We start from the raw sequence: 15,926 nt of genomic DNA, 5'->3' as shown, positions 1-15,926 counted from the left end.
ATTAGTATTTGTCAGCTTTTTTAAGTGTAATTGCATTTCTTGTATGACTAATACGCTCGTAAAATAGTAATTTATCACTACTAAATACATGTAATAAAACATGAATAATAAATAGCCCGTTAATTACAAATTGGAATAACAGTATAACTAGTAATACTAAAGGCTCTGTATGATTTAAAATAGAGCTACTAGAAAGAATGTAATTGATTCCACCTAAAATGAAATAGAATATACCGTAACGAATGAATAATTCTTTTAGTGTAATACGCTCTGCTTGTCCTTTAATGTAAATACGAAGCAACGCTTTCCCTATTGTTCTTCCATTTGTAAAGTATGGGATGATAATAAAGTAAATTAAGATTGAACATGCGATGAAAAGGAGTTCGTATACATTTGTATAAGATTGGATGTTAGAAATAAATAGTGAGTTTCCTTTGTTTTTAATGAAAGGTACAACGATAGATAAGAAGATCCAATCAATTTGCATAGCGATGAGACGACGAACGAATCCGACTGGTTTCGTTTCCAAATCAATATGACTATCTAATTCGCTTGTTTTTGGCAGGAAGTACGTAAATATTGGCGCAATGATAAAACCGATTACGCCGCCTAGTGTGTTTAAAAACAGATCGTCGATATCGAATAAGCGATATGCACAATTATAAATACCATATAATCCAGTTACTTGTGTTAATTCAAAGAACAGTGAAAGGCAAAAAGAAATGCACACTGTTTGGAAGAAACTACGTCGGAAATAATAACGTAAGTAAATACCGAATGGAACGGTTAATAGAACGTTAAAAGCAACTTGTAAAAATGCAGATTCTTTTAATAACAAGAAATAAGTAGTAGGTTTCGTTAAAATTGCCGATGTATGATTACTAATCTCTTGTATGAAATAAAATGGTAAGAGTTGCATATGCCGTGTATTAGCGGGTTGTAGGCTACAAGTATCATACGTTTGTGGTAACGGCAAAATAACAAGAAAATAGGCATTTAATAAGTAAAGTAATAATGAGTATAAAATAAATGAGCGCCATTTATTTAAATAACCGTATTTTCGATAATTAAATATTAAAAAAGGAATTAATAGAAACATTGCTAAAATAGGAAATAAAATAAAAGCTGTTTTTACTGGAAATAAATATGCAGTCAAAATGAAGCTCCTTTCAATGAAATTTCGTTTATCATTATAGCGCTTAAAAGAATGTAAAACAAAGTTGAAATAGCTCGAAATAGAAAAAATTACAAATTTAAAATAGATTAAGTTATAATAAGTTTAATATAAAGATATTATGATTATACAAGTTGAAAGAGGGTACATGATATGCAATATGAGCTTTTTTCGGTAAGCGGGGATCATATTACAACTTTTGAAAGCACATGGCGTTTTCAAGAGGGGGAACAGATTTTTGTTCATGATGATAATACAAAACGAAATTTTATTATTATTCGCTTAACACATGATTTATTTCAAAAAAATACACATGTTATTCGCTTGTATTGTCAGGAAAAGAAAGTTTATGCATAAGGAAAAACCACTTACTGTATGAGGGCAGTAAGTGGTTTTTTATCCCGCTATTTGTGGGCAGTAAAACTCCCACCTCAAAATTCAGGTGGAGCAAAGAAGTTAGGTGGGAGCCCTGCTGCCCGTAAAAGCCCGATTGGTGAGGGCTAATAATCAGGGGGGATGAACAAAACCCCCACTGATTAAAGTTTCATTTTATAAGAAAATGATAGTTAGCACACCTACGATAATACAGTAGAAAGAGAAGTATTTTAAATTTCCTTTTGCCATAATGTTCATAAACCATTTTAATGAAATATATGTCATGACAAATGTTGCGATGAAAGCAACAATATAAGGTACAAATAATGTATCTAAATTTGGATCGTTTGCAATGTCTGTAATACTTAACAATAAACCACCTAAGCTAACAGGAATGTATAGTAAGAATGAGAAGCGAAGAGCTGTTTCTTGCTTCATACCAAGTAACATTGCTGCCACGATTGTAGCACCTGATCTGCTTATACCAGGAATTAGTGCGCAAGCTTGTGCTAGACCAATAATGATTGCATCTTTCATAGAAAGGTCGCCATCATTTTTACGTCCACGCAAGTTTCGAATAATCCAAAGGCCGATAGCAGTAATAAGAAGGGAAATCCCAACCATTTTAACACCTTTTAAATAGTGGTCGATATAATCTTTAAATAAAACTCCAATTACACCTGCTGGAATGGTTGCAATAACAAGGTAAATAATAAAGAAGAAATCTGATTTTGCATCTTCTGCTCTTGTGAATATATAAGATAGACCATTCTTTGTTAGACGAATTAAGTCATTTCTATAAATAAGTAATACAGCTAATAATGAAGCTGAATTAACAAGTAGCTCAAAGCTAAACCCTTCTATTTTTAGTCCTAGCAAATGCTGTGCTAAAACGAGGTGACCGCTTGAAGAAATCGGAATTGGTTCTGTTAGTCCTTGGAATAGACCAAGAATTAAATATTTTAAAATGTAATAAAATTGTTCCATAACATCCTCCTTGTGTATTAGTCGAAAGAAATAACTTTTCTATTATAACAAAAGAGAGAGTGAATATTGAGAAGAAAATAATATTCAAAATATAATAAAAATCCCCTATGACGTCATAGGGGGTTTTTTACATTACTGAAAACCTACTATTTTTTGAATACTTTTTGATAATTGAACATCGACTTTTTCAGCATCATTAATATGATTCATAATAGTAGTGTTTAATTTTTGGAACATTTGTTGTGTGTTTGCAAATTCTCGTAATATATCATCGTTACAAGATTTTTGGTTTTCGATAGCTTTAATAACATTTGTAGCGCCACTTTGTAATGTTTGAATCATCATTAAAATATTTTCAATTCTAGCGTTAGTATCAGCGCTCATTTCAACACCTTCATCAACTAAATGTAAATTATCTTTTGTATTTTCATATGCTTTTTCAATTTCTTCTTGAATTTTTTTCGTTAAGTTACCGATGTTTTTTGTACTTTCAGCTGTACTTTCAGCTAGTTTTCTTACTTCATTAGCAACAACAGCAAATCCTTTACCGTGTTCTCCAGCACGTGCAGCTTCAATACTTGCATTCAACGCTAGTAAATTTGTTTGTGCTGCAATGTTTTGAATCACTTCTACAATTTGTTCAATTTCTTTAGAGCGTTCGCTTAAATGATTCATACTATTAGAAGTACGTTGAGATTGTTCACCTAATCTATTAATTACAATGAGTAAGCGATGAACGGATTCTTTTCCTTCATTAGAGCAATCGATAATTTCTTCAATAGATTGAATTAAGTTTTGCTCTTTTTGTAGCATTTCGTTATTTAATTCGTTGGAATGTGTAGTACGCGTAGAAACATTTTCAAAGCATGCGTTCAATTGTTGAATTAAGTTTTGGAGTGTATGATGTTGGCTATTTACAAGTTCGTGCTCTTGCATAACGCTTTTTACACGATTATGGATAGAAGATATAATTTCTTGTTTTTCCACATCTTTTTGTTTTAATTCTGCTTCTAGTTCATGTATATGAGTTTCTAGTTGATCAATTTTATGTTGGAGTGATTTCTTTTGAGTAAACATTTTATTTAATTCAACCGCCTTTAGGATTTTTAATTTCTCTATATTTGGATTTTAGCATCTTTTATAATTTTTAAATATAGGAATTGTTAAATATTTAAGAATCTATTACATTTTGTTCACAATTCTCTTTTTTTGTCATGAAAAATAAACTGTATTTAATGGTCCTGTAAACAAACTGTAAAATAAATCATGTATAACTGTATAAGAAGGGAGTCGGATTATGAACTATTTTAAGCGAATCAGTAGTCTAGTATTAGCAGGAATGATTGTTCTTTCTAGTACAGTCGCTGTAAAAGCAGAGTCAAACGACGAGAAACTTAACAACATGCAACAGCAATTGCAGCAAAACGATGCAGATATGCAGAAGAAAGAGCAAGAGAAGCAAGCTGTTAGTAAAGAAATTCAAGGTATCGAAAATGAACTACATAATTTAAATAATACAATTGCAAAAAATAAAGAGGATCAAGCTGCTATTCAACGTAAAATCGATGAAACACATAAGCAGATTGAACAAAAAAAAGCAGATATTATCGTTTTAGAAGATAAAGTCCTTGCTCGTAAGGATATTATGAAAAAACGTATGGTTTCTGTTCAAAATAGCTCAAATACGAGTTTAGTAGTAGAAGTTGTTGTAGAATCAAAAAACTTTGCAGATTTCATACAACGTATGAATGCAGTTACTACTATTCTAGAAGCAGATAAAGAAATTTTACGTCTACAAGAACAAGATCTTCGTCAAATTGAAGAAGATAAAAAAGCAATTGACGAAAAAGAAGCATCTTTAGTAGTAGATAAGCAAAAATTAGCAAAAGCACAAGCGGATTTGCAAGATAACTTGAAAAAACGTCAAGATAACTTACAAACGGTTCAGGCTAAATATAATCAGATTGCAAGCCAACTTAATTTAGCAGCGGAAGAGAAAGCAAAAGTTGAAGCAAATATGAAAGCAGTACAAGAAACAATTGCTCGTGAACAAGAAGCAGCAAGAATTGCAGCAGAAGAGCGCGCAAAAGCTGAAGCAGCTGCAAAGGCTGAGCAAGAAGCTTTAGCGAAAGCGCAAGCGGAAGTTGCTGAAAAGCAAGAAAAAGCTAATAAACCAGCTGAACCGGTTGCTAATAAACCAGCTGAACCAGTTGCTAATAATAGTTCGAAAGTAGAGCCTGAACAGCCTAAAATAACTGCTGGCGGAAAAGAAATGTATGTACACGCAACAGCTTATACAGCAGATCCATCTGAAAATGGTTATGCAGCAGGTCAACAAGTATATTCTGCATGGGGACCGAGTGGTAAGCCTTATAACTTAACTGCAAACCCAGGAATGAAATTAATTGCGGTGGATCCATCTGTTATTCCATTAGGATCTACTGTAAATGTTGAAGGCTATGGAATTGCAATTGCAGCAGATACTGGTGGCGCGATTAAAGGTCACAAAATCGATGTTTTAATGCCGGATAAAGCCTCGTCTAGTAATTGGGGCAGAAAAAATGTTAAAGTTACAATTTTAAACTAAAACGTAATCCAACTTTACAAAACGTAAAGTTGGATTTTTTTGTAAAATAATGTTAAGTTGAGTTTACATTTTGTTAAGGACAGCATACAATGATGGTAAGAGGTGGTAAATTTGACCATTTGCAATAAGGTGAAGGAATTAAGAGCTCGCTTTAATTTTACGCAAAGTGTATTAGCAGAAAAGGTTGGGGTGACGAGACAAACGATCGCTGCAATTGAAAAAGGGGATTACGTTCCTTCATTATTACTAGCATTGACGATTTGTGATGTATTCGAGTTAAAGATGGAAGATGTATTTGTTTTAAATAAGGAGGGGGAAGAGGATGAATAGAATTGGGGTTTCTTATATCTTAAATGTGCTGAGATTTGTGATAGCTTTTTGGGCGTTTATTGAGCTCTATTATGCTTGGATAGAGCTGGCAAATATTATTGAAACTGAGAAATTACCGTTTGAAGTAACAATCAACATGATGCCATTAGGATTGTTAACAATTGTAGCTATTATAACGACGATTTTTTATAAAGTTCAAAAGAAGAAACATAAGGCTCTTTCTTATTGGATGTACCCGTTATTATTTCCACAAGAAGACGAGCGGGAAAAAGCAATTACACAAAAGGCATGCCGGACAACATTTGTTTCATTTTGGTATGGAATAGTTATTGCTATTGGATTTTTAACACTTTCTCCTGTAGCTAATTTATATATTCCTGGATATCCATTATATATTTTATTTTTCATGCTTTTTATTCAAATGACAGTCTTTTACGTATCCCTGTACAGAAATAAATTAGTCTAAAAAAAACCTTCTTGCTGATGCAAGAAGGTTTCTTTTTTAGCTTACACTTGTACATATAGCAATATTGTCTTATCATTTTATATAGAGTAAGATTTTGTAACGGAAAGGAATTGTATATGAATAAGCAAAGAATTTATAGTATAGTAGCAATCCTTCTATTTATTGTAGGTGGTGTATTAATCGGAAAGCCATTTTATGATGGATATAATGCAGAGAAGAAGCAGACAGCGAATGTACAAGCTGTTCAAAAGATGGAATATGAAAAGCATGATACAGAATTTGTAGATGCTTCAAAAATTAATCAACCAGACTTGGCAGAAGTAGCGAGTGCATCGTTAGATAAAAAACAAGTAATCGGTCGTATTTCAATTCCGAGCATCTCATTAGAACTTCCTGTTTTAAAAGCGTCGACTGAAAAGAATTTATTATCAGGTGCGGCAACTGTAAGAGAAAATCAAGTAATGGGACAAGGGAATTATGCACTTGCAGGGCATAATATGTCAAAAAAAGGTGTTTTATTTAGTGATGTATCAACTTTAAAGAAGAACGATAAAATTTATTTGTATGACAATGCAAATGAGTATGAGTATACTGTTACCGGTGTATCTGAAGTGACTCCTGATAAATGGGAAGTTGTAGAGGATCATGGGAAAGATGAGATAACACTTATTACATGTGTATCTGTTAAGGATAATTCTAAGCGTTTTGTTATTACGGGTGATTTAGTAGGAACAAAGGCTAAGAAATAAAGAAAAAAGAAGGTTCACTCTTTAAAGAGTGAACCTTCTTTTTTATCCAATGTTGAGAAATAAAAGAATATTTTAGTTGGTATTTAAATATTTTTCTATTCTTATATAATAAGGTAATGATTCTAGATTTTGGGAGGAACAAAAGTGAAACAGCAAGTAAAAAGACTTCTTTTAACAACAAGTGTAGCGTTATTGGTAGCGCCAATTTCTGCTTATGCACATCCAGGACGTACAGATGCTAATGGTGGACATACGTGTCGTACAAATTGTGAAAAATGGGGATTGCAGTACGGGGAATATCATTATCACAATAAACCAGCTTCTAGCGGTGGAACAACAAGCCCTGCGCCTAGTCAAAATAATAATGGTGCTGTAGAAGCAGAGAAACAAGCAGAAGCACAGCGTAAGGCGGAGGCAGAGAAGCAAAGAGTTGCAGAAGCACAGCGTAAAGCAGAGGAAGAGAGACAGCGTGCTGCAGAAGAACAACGCAAAGCTGAAGAAGAGAGACAACGTGTAGCCGAAGAGCAAAGAAAAGCAGAAGAGGCACGTAAGCAAGAGGAAGCCCAGCGTCAAGCTGACATGGAAAAAGGGCAGCTTGAAGGTCAAAAAAGTGGAGAGACAGATTTTAAAGCAGGAAAGAATAATGCAGAAGGACATGTAGCTGGAAAGTCAGACGCATATAAACAAGCATTTACAACTGCGTATGCTGCGGCATGGTCTTTAGAAGAACAGAAAAAAGCACATTTTGAAAAAGGTAAAGAGCAAGGGGTAACACAAGAGGCAATGGACGATAGTCAAATTACTCCTGAGTTTAAGGGGAACTTTGCAGGAGGTTTCCAAGTAGGGAATAAAGAGAGAACAGCAAAAATTGAAAAAGAGCAAGCAGAACTCGGTGAAAATGCTGGTAAAGAATTAGCTGAAAAGAAACCTGGAAATACTGAAAAGGATACATATGTGAAAGTATATGAAACCGCGTATGAAAAGGGATATAAGTCTGCCAAAAAGGCAGCGGAAAAAGCTGGATATACATATGCATTTGAAAATTATGATTTAAAAGTCCCTGCTAAGTATGAAAAGAATGAAACATTAAAGAAATGGTTTACTGAAGGATTTAAATCAAATAAAAAGGCAGCGGAAATTCGAGAAGAAGGATATAAAAAAGGAGACAGCTGGCTTTCGTTCTTCTATAAGAGTTTCGTGCCAAGTGAATATAAAGAACATAAAGGCTTGTATGAACAAGCAATAGAAAAGGGAAAGAAAGCGTAAAAAAAGATGAGGAAAATTCCTCATCTTTTTTTAATCCATCCATTTCACTAATTTCTTAGAAATTGATAATAAAACACAACCTAAAACGATCGCCACAGCGCCAATAACTGTGAATACTTCAGCATATCCAAGTGAAGTTGTGAAGCTTGCAAGCTGTCCGCCTAAAATATTAGCAATACCTGAGCTTGCTAACCATACGCCCATTAATAAAGAGGCTAGTTTTACTGGAGCGAGAGCACTAACCATTGATAGCCCGACAGGTGATAAGAATAGCTCACCTAACGTATGGAAAAGATACGTAAAGACGATAAATAGTAAGTTTGCTTTTTCTGTAATGTTATGTTCGTCACTGCCTGTTTTTAATGTAGCGATAACAAGAACAATATAACCGATACCGAGTAAGATCATACCAAGTCCCATTTTTGTTGGGATTTTCATGTCACCATTTTTTCTAGTTGCCAGTTTCGCCCATAATGCTGAAATAGCTGGTGCAAGTAAAATAATAAATAACGGATTGACCGATTGGAACCAAGATGTTGGAACTTCCCATCCGAACACAGAGCGGTCTACAAATTTGTTTGTATATAATGTTAACGAACTACCAGCTTGTTCAAATCCAGCCCAGAAGAAGACAACAAAGCATGTTAAAATGACGATAACTGTTGTACGTTGTTTTTCTTTTTTTGTTAACGGTGTATTTCCTATTGTTTGTTGTCCAGCAGCCGTTTGCAAATCGCGAGTTGGTTTTTTACCGATATCACCAAGGAAGCGATTTGATAGTGTTGTAAATAAAATTTGTCCAATGATCATTCCGATTGAAGCGGCTAAGAAACCGTAACGGAATCCGAAATGAGCAACGCCATCTATTGTTGTTTTGAATAAATTTTCTGATAAAAACCCGCAAACGAGTGGAGCTAAAAATGAACCGACGTTAATACCCATATAGAAAATTGTAAATGCACTATCACGTTTTGGATCATTTTCTTCGTATAATTCTCCAACAAGTGTAGAGATATTCGGTTTGAAGAATCCATTACCGATAATAATAAGCGCTAATCCGAGGTATAGACCGACTTGGTTTTGCAAGGCAAATAGTGTAAGGTTACCGATTGCCATTGTTATACCACCAATTGTGATGGCTTTTCGTTTGCCTAGAAAACGGTCCGTTAAGTATCCACCGATCAATGGTGTGAAATAACAAGCACCAGTATAAAATCCGTAAATAGAGAGTGCCCAAGCGGGACTAAACCCAAGACCACCACTTACTAAAGCTGTTGTTAAATATAATGTTAATAATCCTCGTAATCCATAGTAACTAAATCTTTCCCACATTTCTGTAAAGAAGAGTAAGTATAAACCTGGAGGATGTTTCTTTTTTCTTTGTTGTTCTCTTTCTAGTTGTATCGCTGATTCCATAATATTTTCCTCCTGACACAAGCAAAAAACAAAGTTAATAGTATTATATGATTAATATTTTACCTTATTAACTATTATAAGTCAATAAAGGTTGATTTTTCAGAAGAAATTTGAAAAGGGAAATAGCTATAGAATGGGTGTTTCTTTTGTGATAGACTATGGACTATGTTTTCTTTGTAAGGAAGCGGATTACCGCATTTTTTTATTTGTGGAATTGATTTCATGTAAGGTGAAATTGAAGAAGGAGAAAGAAATGAAATTGTTACAGAAAAAAGAAATTTTGCTTATTAGTCTTATGTTATTCTCTATGTTCTTTGGGGCCGGAAATCTTATATTTCCACCTTTCCTTGGATATGAAGCAGGAGAACATGTATGGATTGCATTGTTAGGTTTTATTATATCAGCAACAGGGCTTCCTATATTAGGTGTTATCGCTATTGCGAAAGCAGGGAGTTTTCAAACGTTAGCGGGCAGGGTTCATTCTTCATTTGCAATTATTTTTCCGTGTATTGTGTACTTATTTATTGGACCAGGTCTTGGTATACCACGTGCAGGAAGTTTAGCTTTTGAAATGGGGCCAGGCCAGTTGTTCCCAGAAGCGGGTAGCGTAGTTTTGTTATTGTACACGGCTATTTTCTTTAGTATTGTTTACTGGTTAAGTTTATCACCGTCTAAATTAATGGGCTTGTTTGGGAAGGTGTTAACGCCTTTATTATTATGTATGATTGCTATTATATTTATAAAAAGTATGTTTACATCAGTAGGCGGTGTGAAAGAGCCTGCAGGAAATTATGGACAAGCTCCTATGTTCCAAGGATTTTTAGATGGATATTTAACGATGGATGCGTTAGCAGCTTTAATATTTGGGATTGTTATTGCAAATGCTCTGCGTGCAAAAGGTGTAGCGGATGATAAAGGTTTAGCGAAATATATGAGTATTGCTGGTATTGGAGCAGGGCTTTTATTATCTATTATTTATGTCATTCTTGGATATGTTGGTTCAATTAGTGGTTCATTGGGTACATTTGATAACGGTGCGAAAGTGTTAGCACAAGTTATGACGACATTATTTGGACAAGGCGGAGTAGTATTATTAGGCCTTATTTTTACTATCGCATGTTTATGTGTTTCAATTGGGCTGGTTACGTCTTGTAGTCAGTTTTTTGCAAGTGTATTTCCGAAAGTATCTTATAAAGTTTGGGCATTTATATTAAGTTTTGTTAGTATGGTTTTAGCTAATTTAGGATTAACGCAAATTTTAAAAGTATCGGTACCGATTCTTGGATTTATTTATCCAGTTGCACTAACGCTTATTATTTTAGGGTTATTCCATAAGTATATTGGAAAGTATGTATACGTATATTCGGTAACGATTGGACTCGTAGCGGTATTTAGTGCGATTGATATTTTAAACAAAAGTGTACTGATGAATAAATGGACACCACTACTAAAAATGCTTCCGTTTTATTCAGAAGGTGTAGGTTGGATTGTTCCGGCATTTGTAGGTGTCTGCCTCGGTGTAATTGTTAGTATTGCTATAAATAAGAATAAATAAGTAAGAGGTGTTTTCCTATTTCGGAAAACACCTTTCTTTTTTTGGAAAAATAGTATTGAAAATGAATAGACTAAGAGTATGATAAAGGTAATTGGTAATATATAGGTTTTACATGAGTGATGAGGGGGGAGCGTATGAATGAGGATTTGAATAAGAAAATAGAAGCACTCGAAACGGCAATTGAAACGATGCAAGAGGCACTTTATGAATTGAAAGCGAAACAAAGAAAAATAGAAGTAGATAAAGTTCAACAAAATGTTAATAAGGAAAAGAAAGAATATATTGAAGCGGTAAGTAATGAAAAGTTACAAGAAGATGTAGTTAAGACGAGGAAGTCCATGCAAGAGCCAGAGGTGAAACAAGTAGATATATCTGCATTTAAACCAGAACCATTTAATATTATAAAGTTTTGTCAAACGTGGTTACCACGCATATTTGTCGGTATTATGCTACTTGGCGTTATTTGGTTATTCAAAGCAGGGGTAGATGCCGGATTATTGACACCAGCGATACGGGTTTTGTTTGGTATAGTACTATCTGCCGGTTTGTATTACGTAGGAGATATACAAATTAAAAGAGAGCGGCAAGCGTTAGGGTTAGTATTAGCTGGAGGAAGTATTACGGGAATTGTTTTAACAACGTTTGCGGCACATTATTTATATGAGTTTATTCCTGCAAGTATTGCGTTTATCTGTAATATTGTATGGGTTATTTTAGGGATTTATTTAGCGAAAAGATATAGATCGGAATATCTCGCTATTTTCGTGGCGGTGGGAGCATTTTTTGTTCCTTTCTTGTTAAATAGTACGACTCCTAATACGTATATTTTCTTTAGTTATGAGACGATATTAACAATTAGCCTATTATGGTATGCATTGAGAAACCGTTATAAGTACTTGTATATGATTTCTTATGTTGTTGCGGCAATTGTCCTATTTGTCTTCTTTGTTGTTATGTCAATATTAGTAGAGAATGTGCAAGTACAGTTAACAGTTGTATACGGTGCAATTCATTTACTATTATTTTGGCATATGTTTTCGGAGAGAAGGTTTATACAAGAAGCACGATTGGCGATATTTAGTGCGAATGCAGTTTTCTTTATTTTAGCCATTTCTCAAATTCCTGAATTTACAACGTGGGGATTAGTTATAAGTTCATTTGTGCATGCTGTTATGTTTGTACTTGAATATAGGAAGAATAAACATTCTGTATTTTCCAATCTAATATTTGGCTTTGCAATGGGATCATTTAGTTTAGCGATTTTATACGAGTATAGTTTGGTGAATGCAGCAATCGTATTATTGTTACAAGGTTTCCTCGGTATGGTTACTGCTATTAAAGTAAAGCAAAATATTAAGTTGTATGTAGGTGCAACGATTTATGCGATTGGAATGGTACAGACGATTTTTAGCCCGTTTGATGAGTTCATTTCAGCAGGGTTTGTCGCTCATATTATTTTAATAGGAACGTTCTATTATTGCATGATACAAGCGAAAGAAGTGTTAGCGAGTTTAGGTAAATATGTTTATTCTATAGCGCTCTACTCGTTAATGGTTATTGTATTTATTACAATTACTAGGATCGGTGAAGTTCTTTCTACAGATGGAAGTATAATTAGCGTATCTGTATCATTATTATGGATGGTATATGCTTTATTTGCAGTTTGGTTTGGCCGTTATAGACAGATGAACGAAATATTATATGCTGGATTAGTCGTATTAGTAGTAACAGTAGGGAAGTTATTCCTTCTCGACCTACCAGAGGTGTCGATGATGATTAGAGCGGTGTTATTCTTAATCGTAGGTAGTATAGGTATCGTTATTTCAAGAATGTTTTTCTCAAAAGAAGAGAAGTGAGAAAAAGGCAATCCCTTTACGGATTGCCTTTTCTTTTACTTTACTTCTTACCAATCGTTACAGCCTCATTATATTTAGCTGTTGTGTTTTGTCTTAGGCGAAGTGTTGCTTGTCCAGTTGTATTTGGATTAAGTTGTACGTTCACAATTTTTTCAGCAGATCCTTGGCTATTTGTTATGAAAGAGAATGCACTGCTATATCCGAAAGAAGATGGCCAAGTGCCATTTGTATTTTGAACTTTTGCCACCTGTGTTCCGCCAGTTGTAAAGATACCTAAAGAATAATTATTGTATGTTGTATTTGGTAATAAGTTATTTACTTGAATCTTCATTTGGAACACTTCATTGTTTGGTAGAATGCTAGGGTGCGTAATTACGTAATCACTCGTTGTCACTGCACCGTTATAGCCGTATGAACCTGGTTTGAAAGTATTTGTATTGAACCACTGGTAACCTTGAGTTGGTGCGCTCCAAGGTTCTGGTTGTGGTTCTGTTGATAAACTTGGTTGTTCAAATGTTTGTAGAGCTGTAGGTGCATCAAGCTGTAAACCACTCACTTGATCTAAGCTTGTAAATGTTTCTTGTTTCGCTAACCAATTCACGATGTTTTCTAATAGAACAGCATCGTTTTCTTCTTTATAACCATCATAAGTTTTCTTTGTTTGACCTGAGTCTTCGCGAACATATTTTGGCGTAGCATCTTCAACAGGAGAAGAATCACCAATAAAGGCAGCTTTTCCAAGACCAACTTTCGAAATAGCAGCATAAGGCCCCTCGGCAACGCCACCACCGTTATAAACGCCGCTATCAACAGCGTTATTCCATTTTGATGGATTTTCTGGAAGATATACAAGGCCTTTCGCTAGTTTTGGATTTGTAATCGCAAGGGTAGAGCCGGCATGCATTGCTACAGATGAAACGCCAGTTGTAATTCCGAATGATTGCGCAGGTGAGACAATATTTTTAGCTGAAACATCACCAAGTGCATTGTAACGGAAGCGAATACCGAAATTATCGGATAGCCAATCAGAGCTTTCTACTCCTTGCATAGCTTGTGAAGTTGTTTCTTCATTAGACATTCCCTTTGCTGGATTATCCCATGCCCCGCGTCTATATCCATTGAACACTTCTGAGGAGTCCCAGCGGTTTTTATTACGATCTGCATTATAATGATCGGCAATGAAGAAAATACTGCCGCCATTTTTTACGTATTGTAACATTGCGTCTTGTTCAGATTTTTTGTAAGGAATATTTGCCTCTGGAACGATAAACACATTGTAGTTTTTTAAATCTTCGTATGTAATAGGTGCTGATTTACGAAGTTCTTTTACATGATATCCGTTTTGGGCAATGCCATTTCCGAAATCAGAAAAGCCGCCATCAATAACCCAGTCAGCTGTCCCTGCAGTTTGACCGTGCGTATTATCAAATAATACTTTCTTCCCATTGTTTTGATTTACAACCTTTGCAGCAATTTCAGGAGCTGGATCTACAGAGCTTTCGGCATAAGTAGATGGAACATAAGCGCTTCCTAAACTGATTGTAATTGCTGTTGCTAAAGAAAATTGAATCCATTTTTTATTCTTCATAGAAGAATCCCCCTAATAATAAATATATGTGCTTTAATAATGTAATTTATTTTTCTGTAAAAATAAAGATAGAAAATATTAAATAGTGTAAAGATAACGTTAATTCAATTGAGAAATATTTGTGTGAATAATGAAAAAATCTCCCCCTAGTAAATTAGGAAGAGACCATAGGTTTAACTAATTTTTGAATTAGGTGTTTCATCGATCTTATGAAACCCTTTCATGTAATACACGATAGCTAAGCCGATAAGCCAAATTGGGCCAATGATTAATGCAATTCGTGTATCTTCTGAATACGCCATAATACCTAGTACAAGTGCAAGGAAGCCAAGTGAGAAGTAAGAGCTTAATGGATGTAAAGGCATTTTATACGTTAGCTTGTCTTTTTTCTCAGTTGATAATCCTTTACGGAATTTAATTTGAGCGACTAATATAATACCCCAAGTCCAAATTGCCCCGAAAGTTGAAATACTAGTTAACCATGTAAATACTTTTGCAGGCACAAGGTAGTTTAATATAACACCAACAAGTAAAACGATAGCCGTTGCTACAATTCCTTGACTCGGAATACCGTTTTTATTTAAACGACCGAATCTTTCAGGAGCTTTCTTTTGTTGTGCCAAAGTAAATAGCATACGTCCTGTACTAAATAAACCACCGTTACAAGAAGAAAGTGCAGCTGTTAATACAACAAAGTTAATAATACCTGCTGCTTTTGCAATGCCGATTTGTTGGAATGTTAATACGAATGGACTTCCTTTCTCGCCAAGTTCGTTCCATGGATAAATTGCCATCATAACGAATAATGCCCCGACGTAAAAGATTAGGATTCTCCAAAATACGTTATCGATAGCTTTTGCGAGTGTTTTCTTCGGGTTTTGAGCTTCACCAGCTGTAACACCAATTAGTTCAACGCCTAAATAAGCGAATAATACCATTTGTAAGGAAAGCAATAATCCAGAGAAGCCATTTGGGAACCAGCCCCCATGTTCCCAAAGATTTGAAATACCAGTTGCAACGCCGCCATGTCCAAATCCGAATAGAATAATACCAAAGCCAATCACTATCATACAGATAATTGTGACAATTTTAATGAGAGCAAACCAAAACTCAAGTTCTCCAAATACTTTTACTGATAAGAAGTTGAAAGCGCTCATTAATAATAGAGCGAGTAGTGCCCAAGTCCAGCGCGGGATATCTGGGAACCAGTACTGCATGTAAATTCCAGCCGCCGTAATTTCAGCCATACAAGTAACAACCCATAAGAACCAGTAGTTCCAACCAGTAATATAGCCAGCAAGTGGGCCGATATAATCATTAGCATATTTACTAAAAGAGCCGGCAACCGGTTGTTCAATTGCCATTTCTCCGAGCGCGCGCATAATGAAAAAAATAACGAGTCCAGCGATCATATAACCTAGTAAGATGGAAGGACCAGCTAGTTTAATAGCAGAAGCAGATCCTAAAAATAGCCCAACGCCAATAGCCGAACCGAGTGACATTAAAGTAATATGTCGTTCTTTTAAACCTCGATTTAAAGTTCCAGATTTGTTTGTGTGCTGCATAAGAAGAATCCC

Annotated in this window: 13 protein-coding genes and 1 pseudogene; 8 read left to right on the top strand and 6 right to left on the bottom strand. The window is 34.8% G+C overall.

Annotated elements, in window-relative coordinates:
• Window position 1: 1 nt before the first annotated feature.
• The gene (locus MR066_RS19435; protein WP_242248245.1) at window positions 2–1,156 is read right to left on the bottom strand and encodes a VanZ family protein; all 1,155 of its coding nucleotides are present in this window, start codon (window positions 1,154–1,156) and stop codon (window positions 2–4) included.
• A gap of 171 nt (window positions 1,157–1,327) precedes the next feature.
• Between MR066_RS19435 and MR066_RS19430 the strand changes: the two genes are divergently transcribed.
• Window positions 1,328–1,531, top strand: coding sequence for a hypothetical protein (locus MR066_RS19430; RefSeq protein ID WP_002010557.1), 204 nt, complete (start codon window positions 1,328–1,330; stop codon window positions 1,529–1,531).
• Window positions 1,532–1,723: 192 nt separating this feature from the next.
• Here the strand turns inward: MR066_RS19430 and MR066_RS19425 are convergent, their stop codons facing one another.
• The gene (locus tag MR066_RS19425; protein ID WP_002010553.1) at window positions 1,724–2,536 is read right to left on the bottom strand and encodes an undecaprenyl-diphosphate phosphatase; all 813 of its coding nucleotides are present in this window, start codon (window positions 2,534–2,536) and stop codon (window positions 1,724–1,726) included.
• 132 nt (window positions 2,537–2,668) lie between these two features.
• A pseudogene (locus MR066_RS27405) lies at window positions 2,669–3,172 on the bottom strand (methyl-accepting chemotaxis protein); the annotation flags it as partial.
• Window positions 3,173–3,833: 661 nt separating this feature from the next.
• Here MR066_RS27405 and MR066_RS19415 point away from each other — a divergent pair.
• From MR066_RS19415 to MR066_RS19395, 5 genes are all read left to right on the top strand, one after another.
• Window positions 3,834–5,123, top strand: a complete 1,290-nt coding sequence (locus MR066_RS19415) for a 3D domain-containing protein (RefSeq protein ID WP_242248243.1) — start codon at window positions 3,834–3,836, stop codon at window positions 5,121–5,123.
• Between the two features lie 102 nt (window positions 5,124–5,225).
• Window positions 5,226–5,453: a helix-turn-helix transcriptional regulator gene (locus MR066_RS19410; RefSeq protein WP_078185072.1), complete on the top strand. Its 228-nt coding sequence runs from the start codon at window positions 5,226–5,228 to the stop codon at window positions 5,451–5,453.
• Window positions 5,446–5,919 carry a DUF2178 domain-containing protein gene (locus MR066_RS19405; protein WP_199673898.1) on the top strand — a complete coding sequence of 158 codons (474 nt, stop codon included), beginning with the start codon at window positions 5,446–5,448 and terminating at the stop codon, window positions 5,917–5,919. The genes MR066_RS19410 and MR066_RS19405 overlap by 8 nt, the downstream gene beginning before the upstream one ends.
• 116 nt (window positions 5,920–6,035) lie before the next feature.
• Window positions 6,036–6,668 (top strand): class A sortase, encoded by a 633-nt coding sequence (locus tag MR066_RS19400; protein WP_242248242.1) that lies wholly within the window; start codon window positions 6,036–6,038, stop codon window positions 6,666–6,668.
• A gap of 144 nt (window positions 6,669–6,812) precedes the next feature.
• Entirely contained in the window at window positions 6,813–7,934 is a 1,122-nt protein-coding gene (locus tag MR066_RS19395) for a YHYH domain-containing protein (RefSeq protein WP_242248240.1), read from the top strand.
• Window positions 7,935–7,964: 30 nt separating this feature from the next.
• On the opposite strand, the gene MR066_RS19390 is transcribed toward MR066_RS19395, so the two are convergent.
• Window positions 7,965–9,350: a peptide MFS transporter gene (locus MR066_RS19390; RefSeq protein WP_061689184.1), complete on the bottom strand. Its 1,386-nt coding sequence runs from the start codon at window positions 9,348–9,350 to the stop codon at window positions 7,965–7,967.
• Window positions 9,351–9,603: 253 nt separating this feature from the next.
• Between MR066_RS19390 and brnQ1 the strand changes: the two genes are divergently transcribed.
• Together brnQ1 and MR066_RS19380 are read left to right on the top strand one after the other, a co-directional pair.
• Window positions 9,604–10,905 carry a branched-chain amino acid transport system II carrier protein BrnQ1 gene (gene brnQ1 / locus MR066_RS19385; protein ID WP_394818271.1) on the top strand — a complete coding sequence of 434 codons (1,302 nt, stop codon included), beginning with the start codon at window positions 9,604–9,606 and terminating at the stop codon, window positions 10,903–10,905.
• 134 nt (window positions 10,906–11,039) lie between these two features.
• On the top strand, window positions 11,040–12,761 hold the full coding sequence (locus tag MR066_RS19380) for a DUF2339 domain-containing protein (protein WP_242248238.1): 1,722 nt from the start codon (window positions 11,040–11,042) through the stop codon (window positions 12,759–12,761).
• A 40-nt stretch (window positions 12,762–12,801) separates the two neighbouring features.
• Here the strand turns inward: MR066_RS19380 and MR066_RS19375 are convergent, their stop codons facing one another.
• Window positions 12,802–14,349 carry a DNA-binding protein gene (locus tag MR066_RS19375; RefSeq protein ID WP_242248237.1) on the bottom strand — a complete coding sequence of 516 codons (1,548 nt, stop codon included), beginning with the start codon at window positions 14,347–14,349 and terminating at the stop codon, window positions 12,802–12,804.
• 173 nt (window positions 14,350–14,522) lie between these two features.
• On the bottom strand, window positions 14,523–15,914 hold the full coding sequence (locus tag MR066_RS19370) for an amino acid permease (protein ID WP_242248235.1): 1,392 nt from the start codon (window positions 15,912–15,914) through the stop codon (window positions 14,523–14,525).
• Between the last annotated feature and the right edge of the window lie 12 nt (window positions 15,915–15,926).

The organism is Bacillus cereus group sp. BfR-BA-01523 (assembly GCF_022662615.1).
GTDB lineage: Bacteria > Bacillota > Bacilli > Bacillales > Bacillaceae_G > Bacillus_A > Bacillus_A mycoides.
This window is presented reverse-complemented; position numbering and strand designations above follow the sequence as displayed.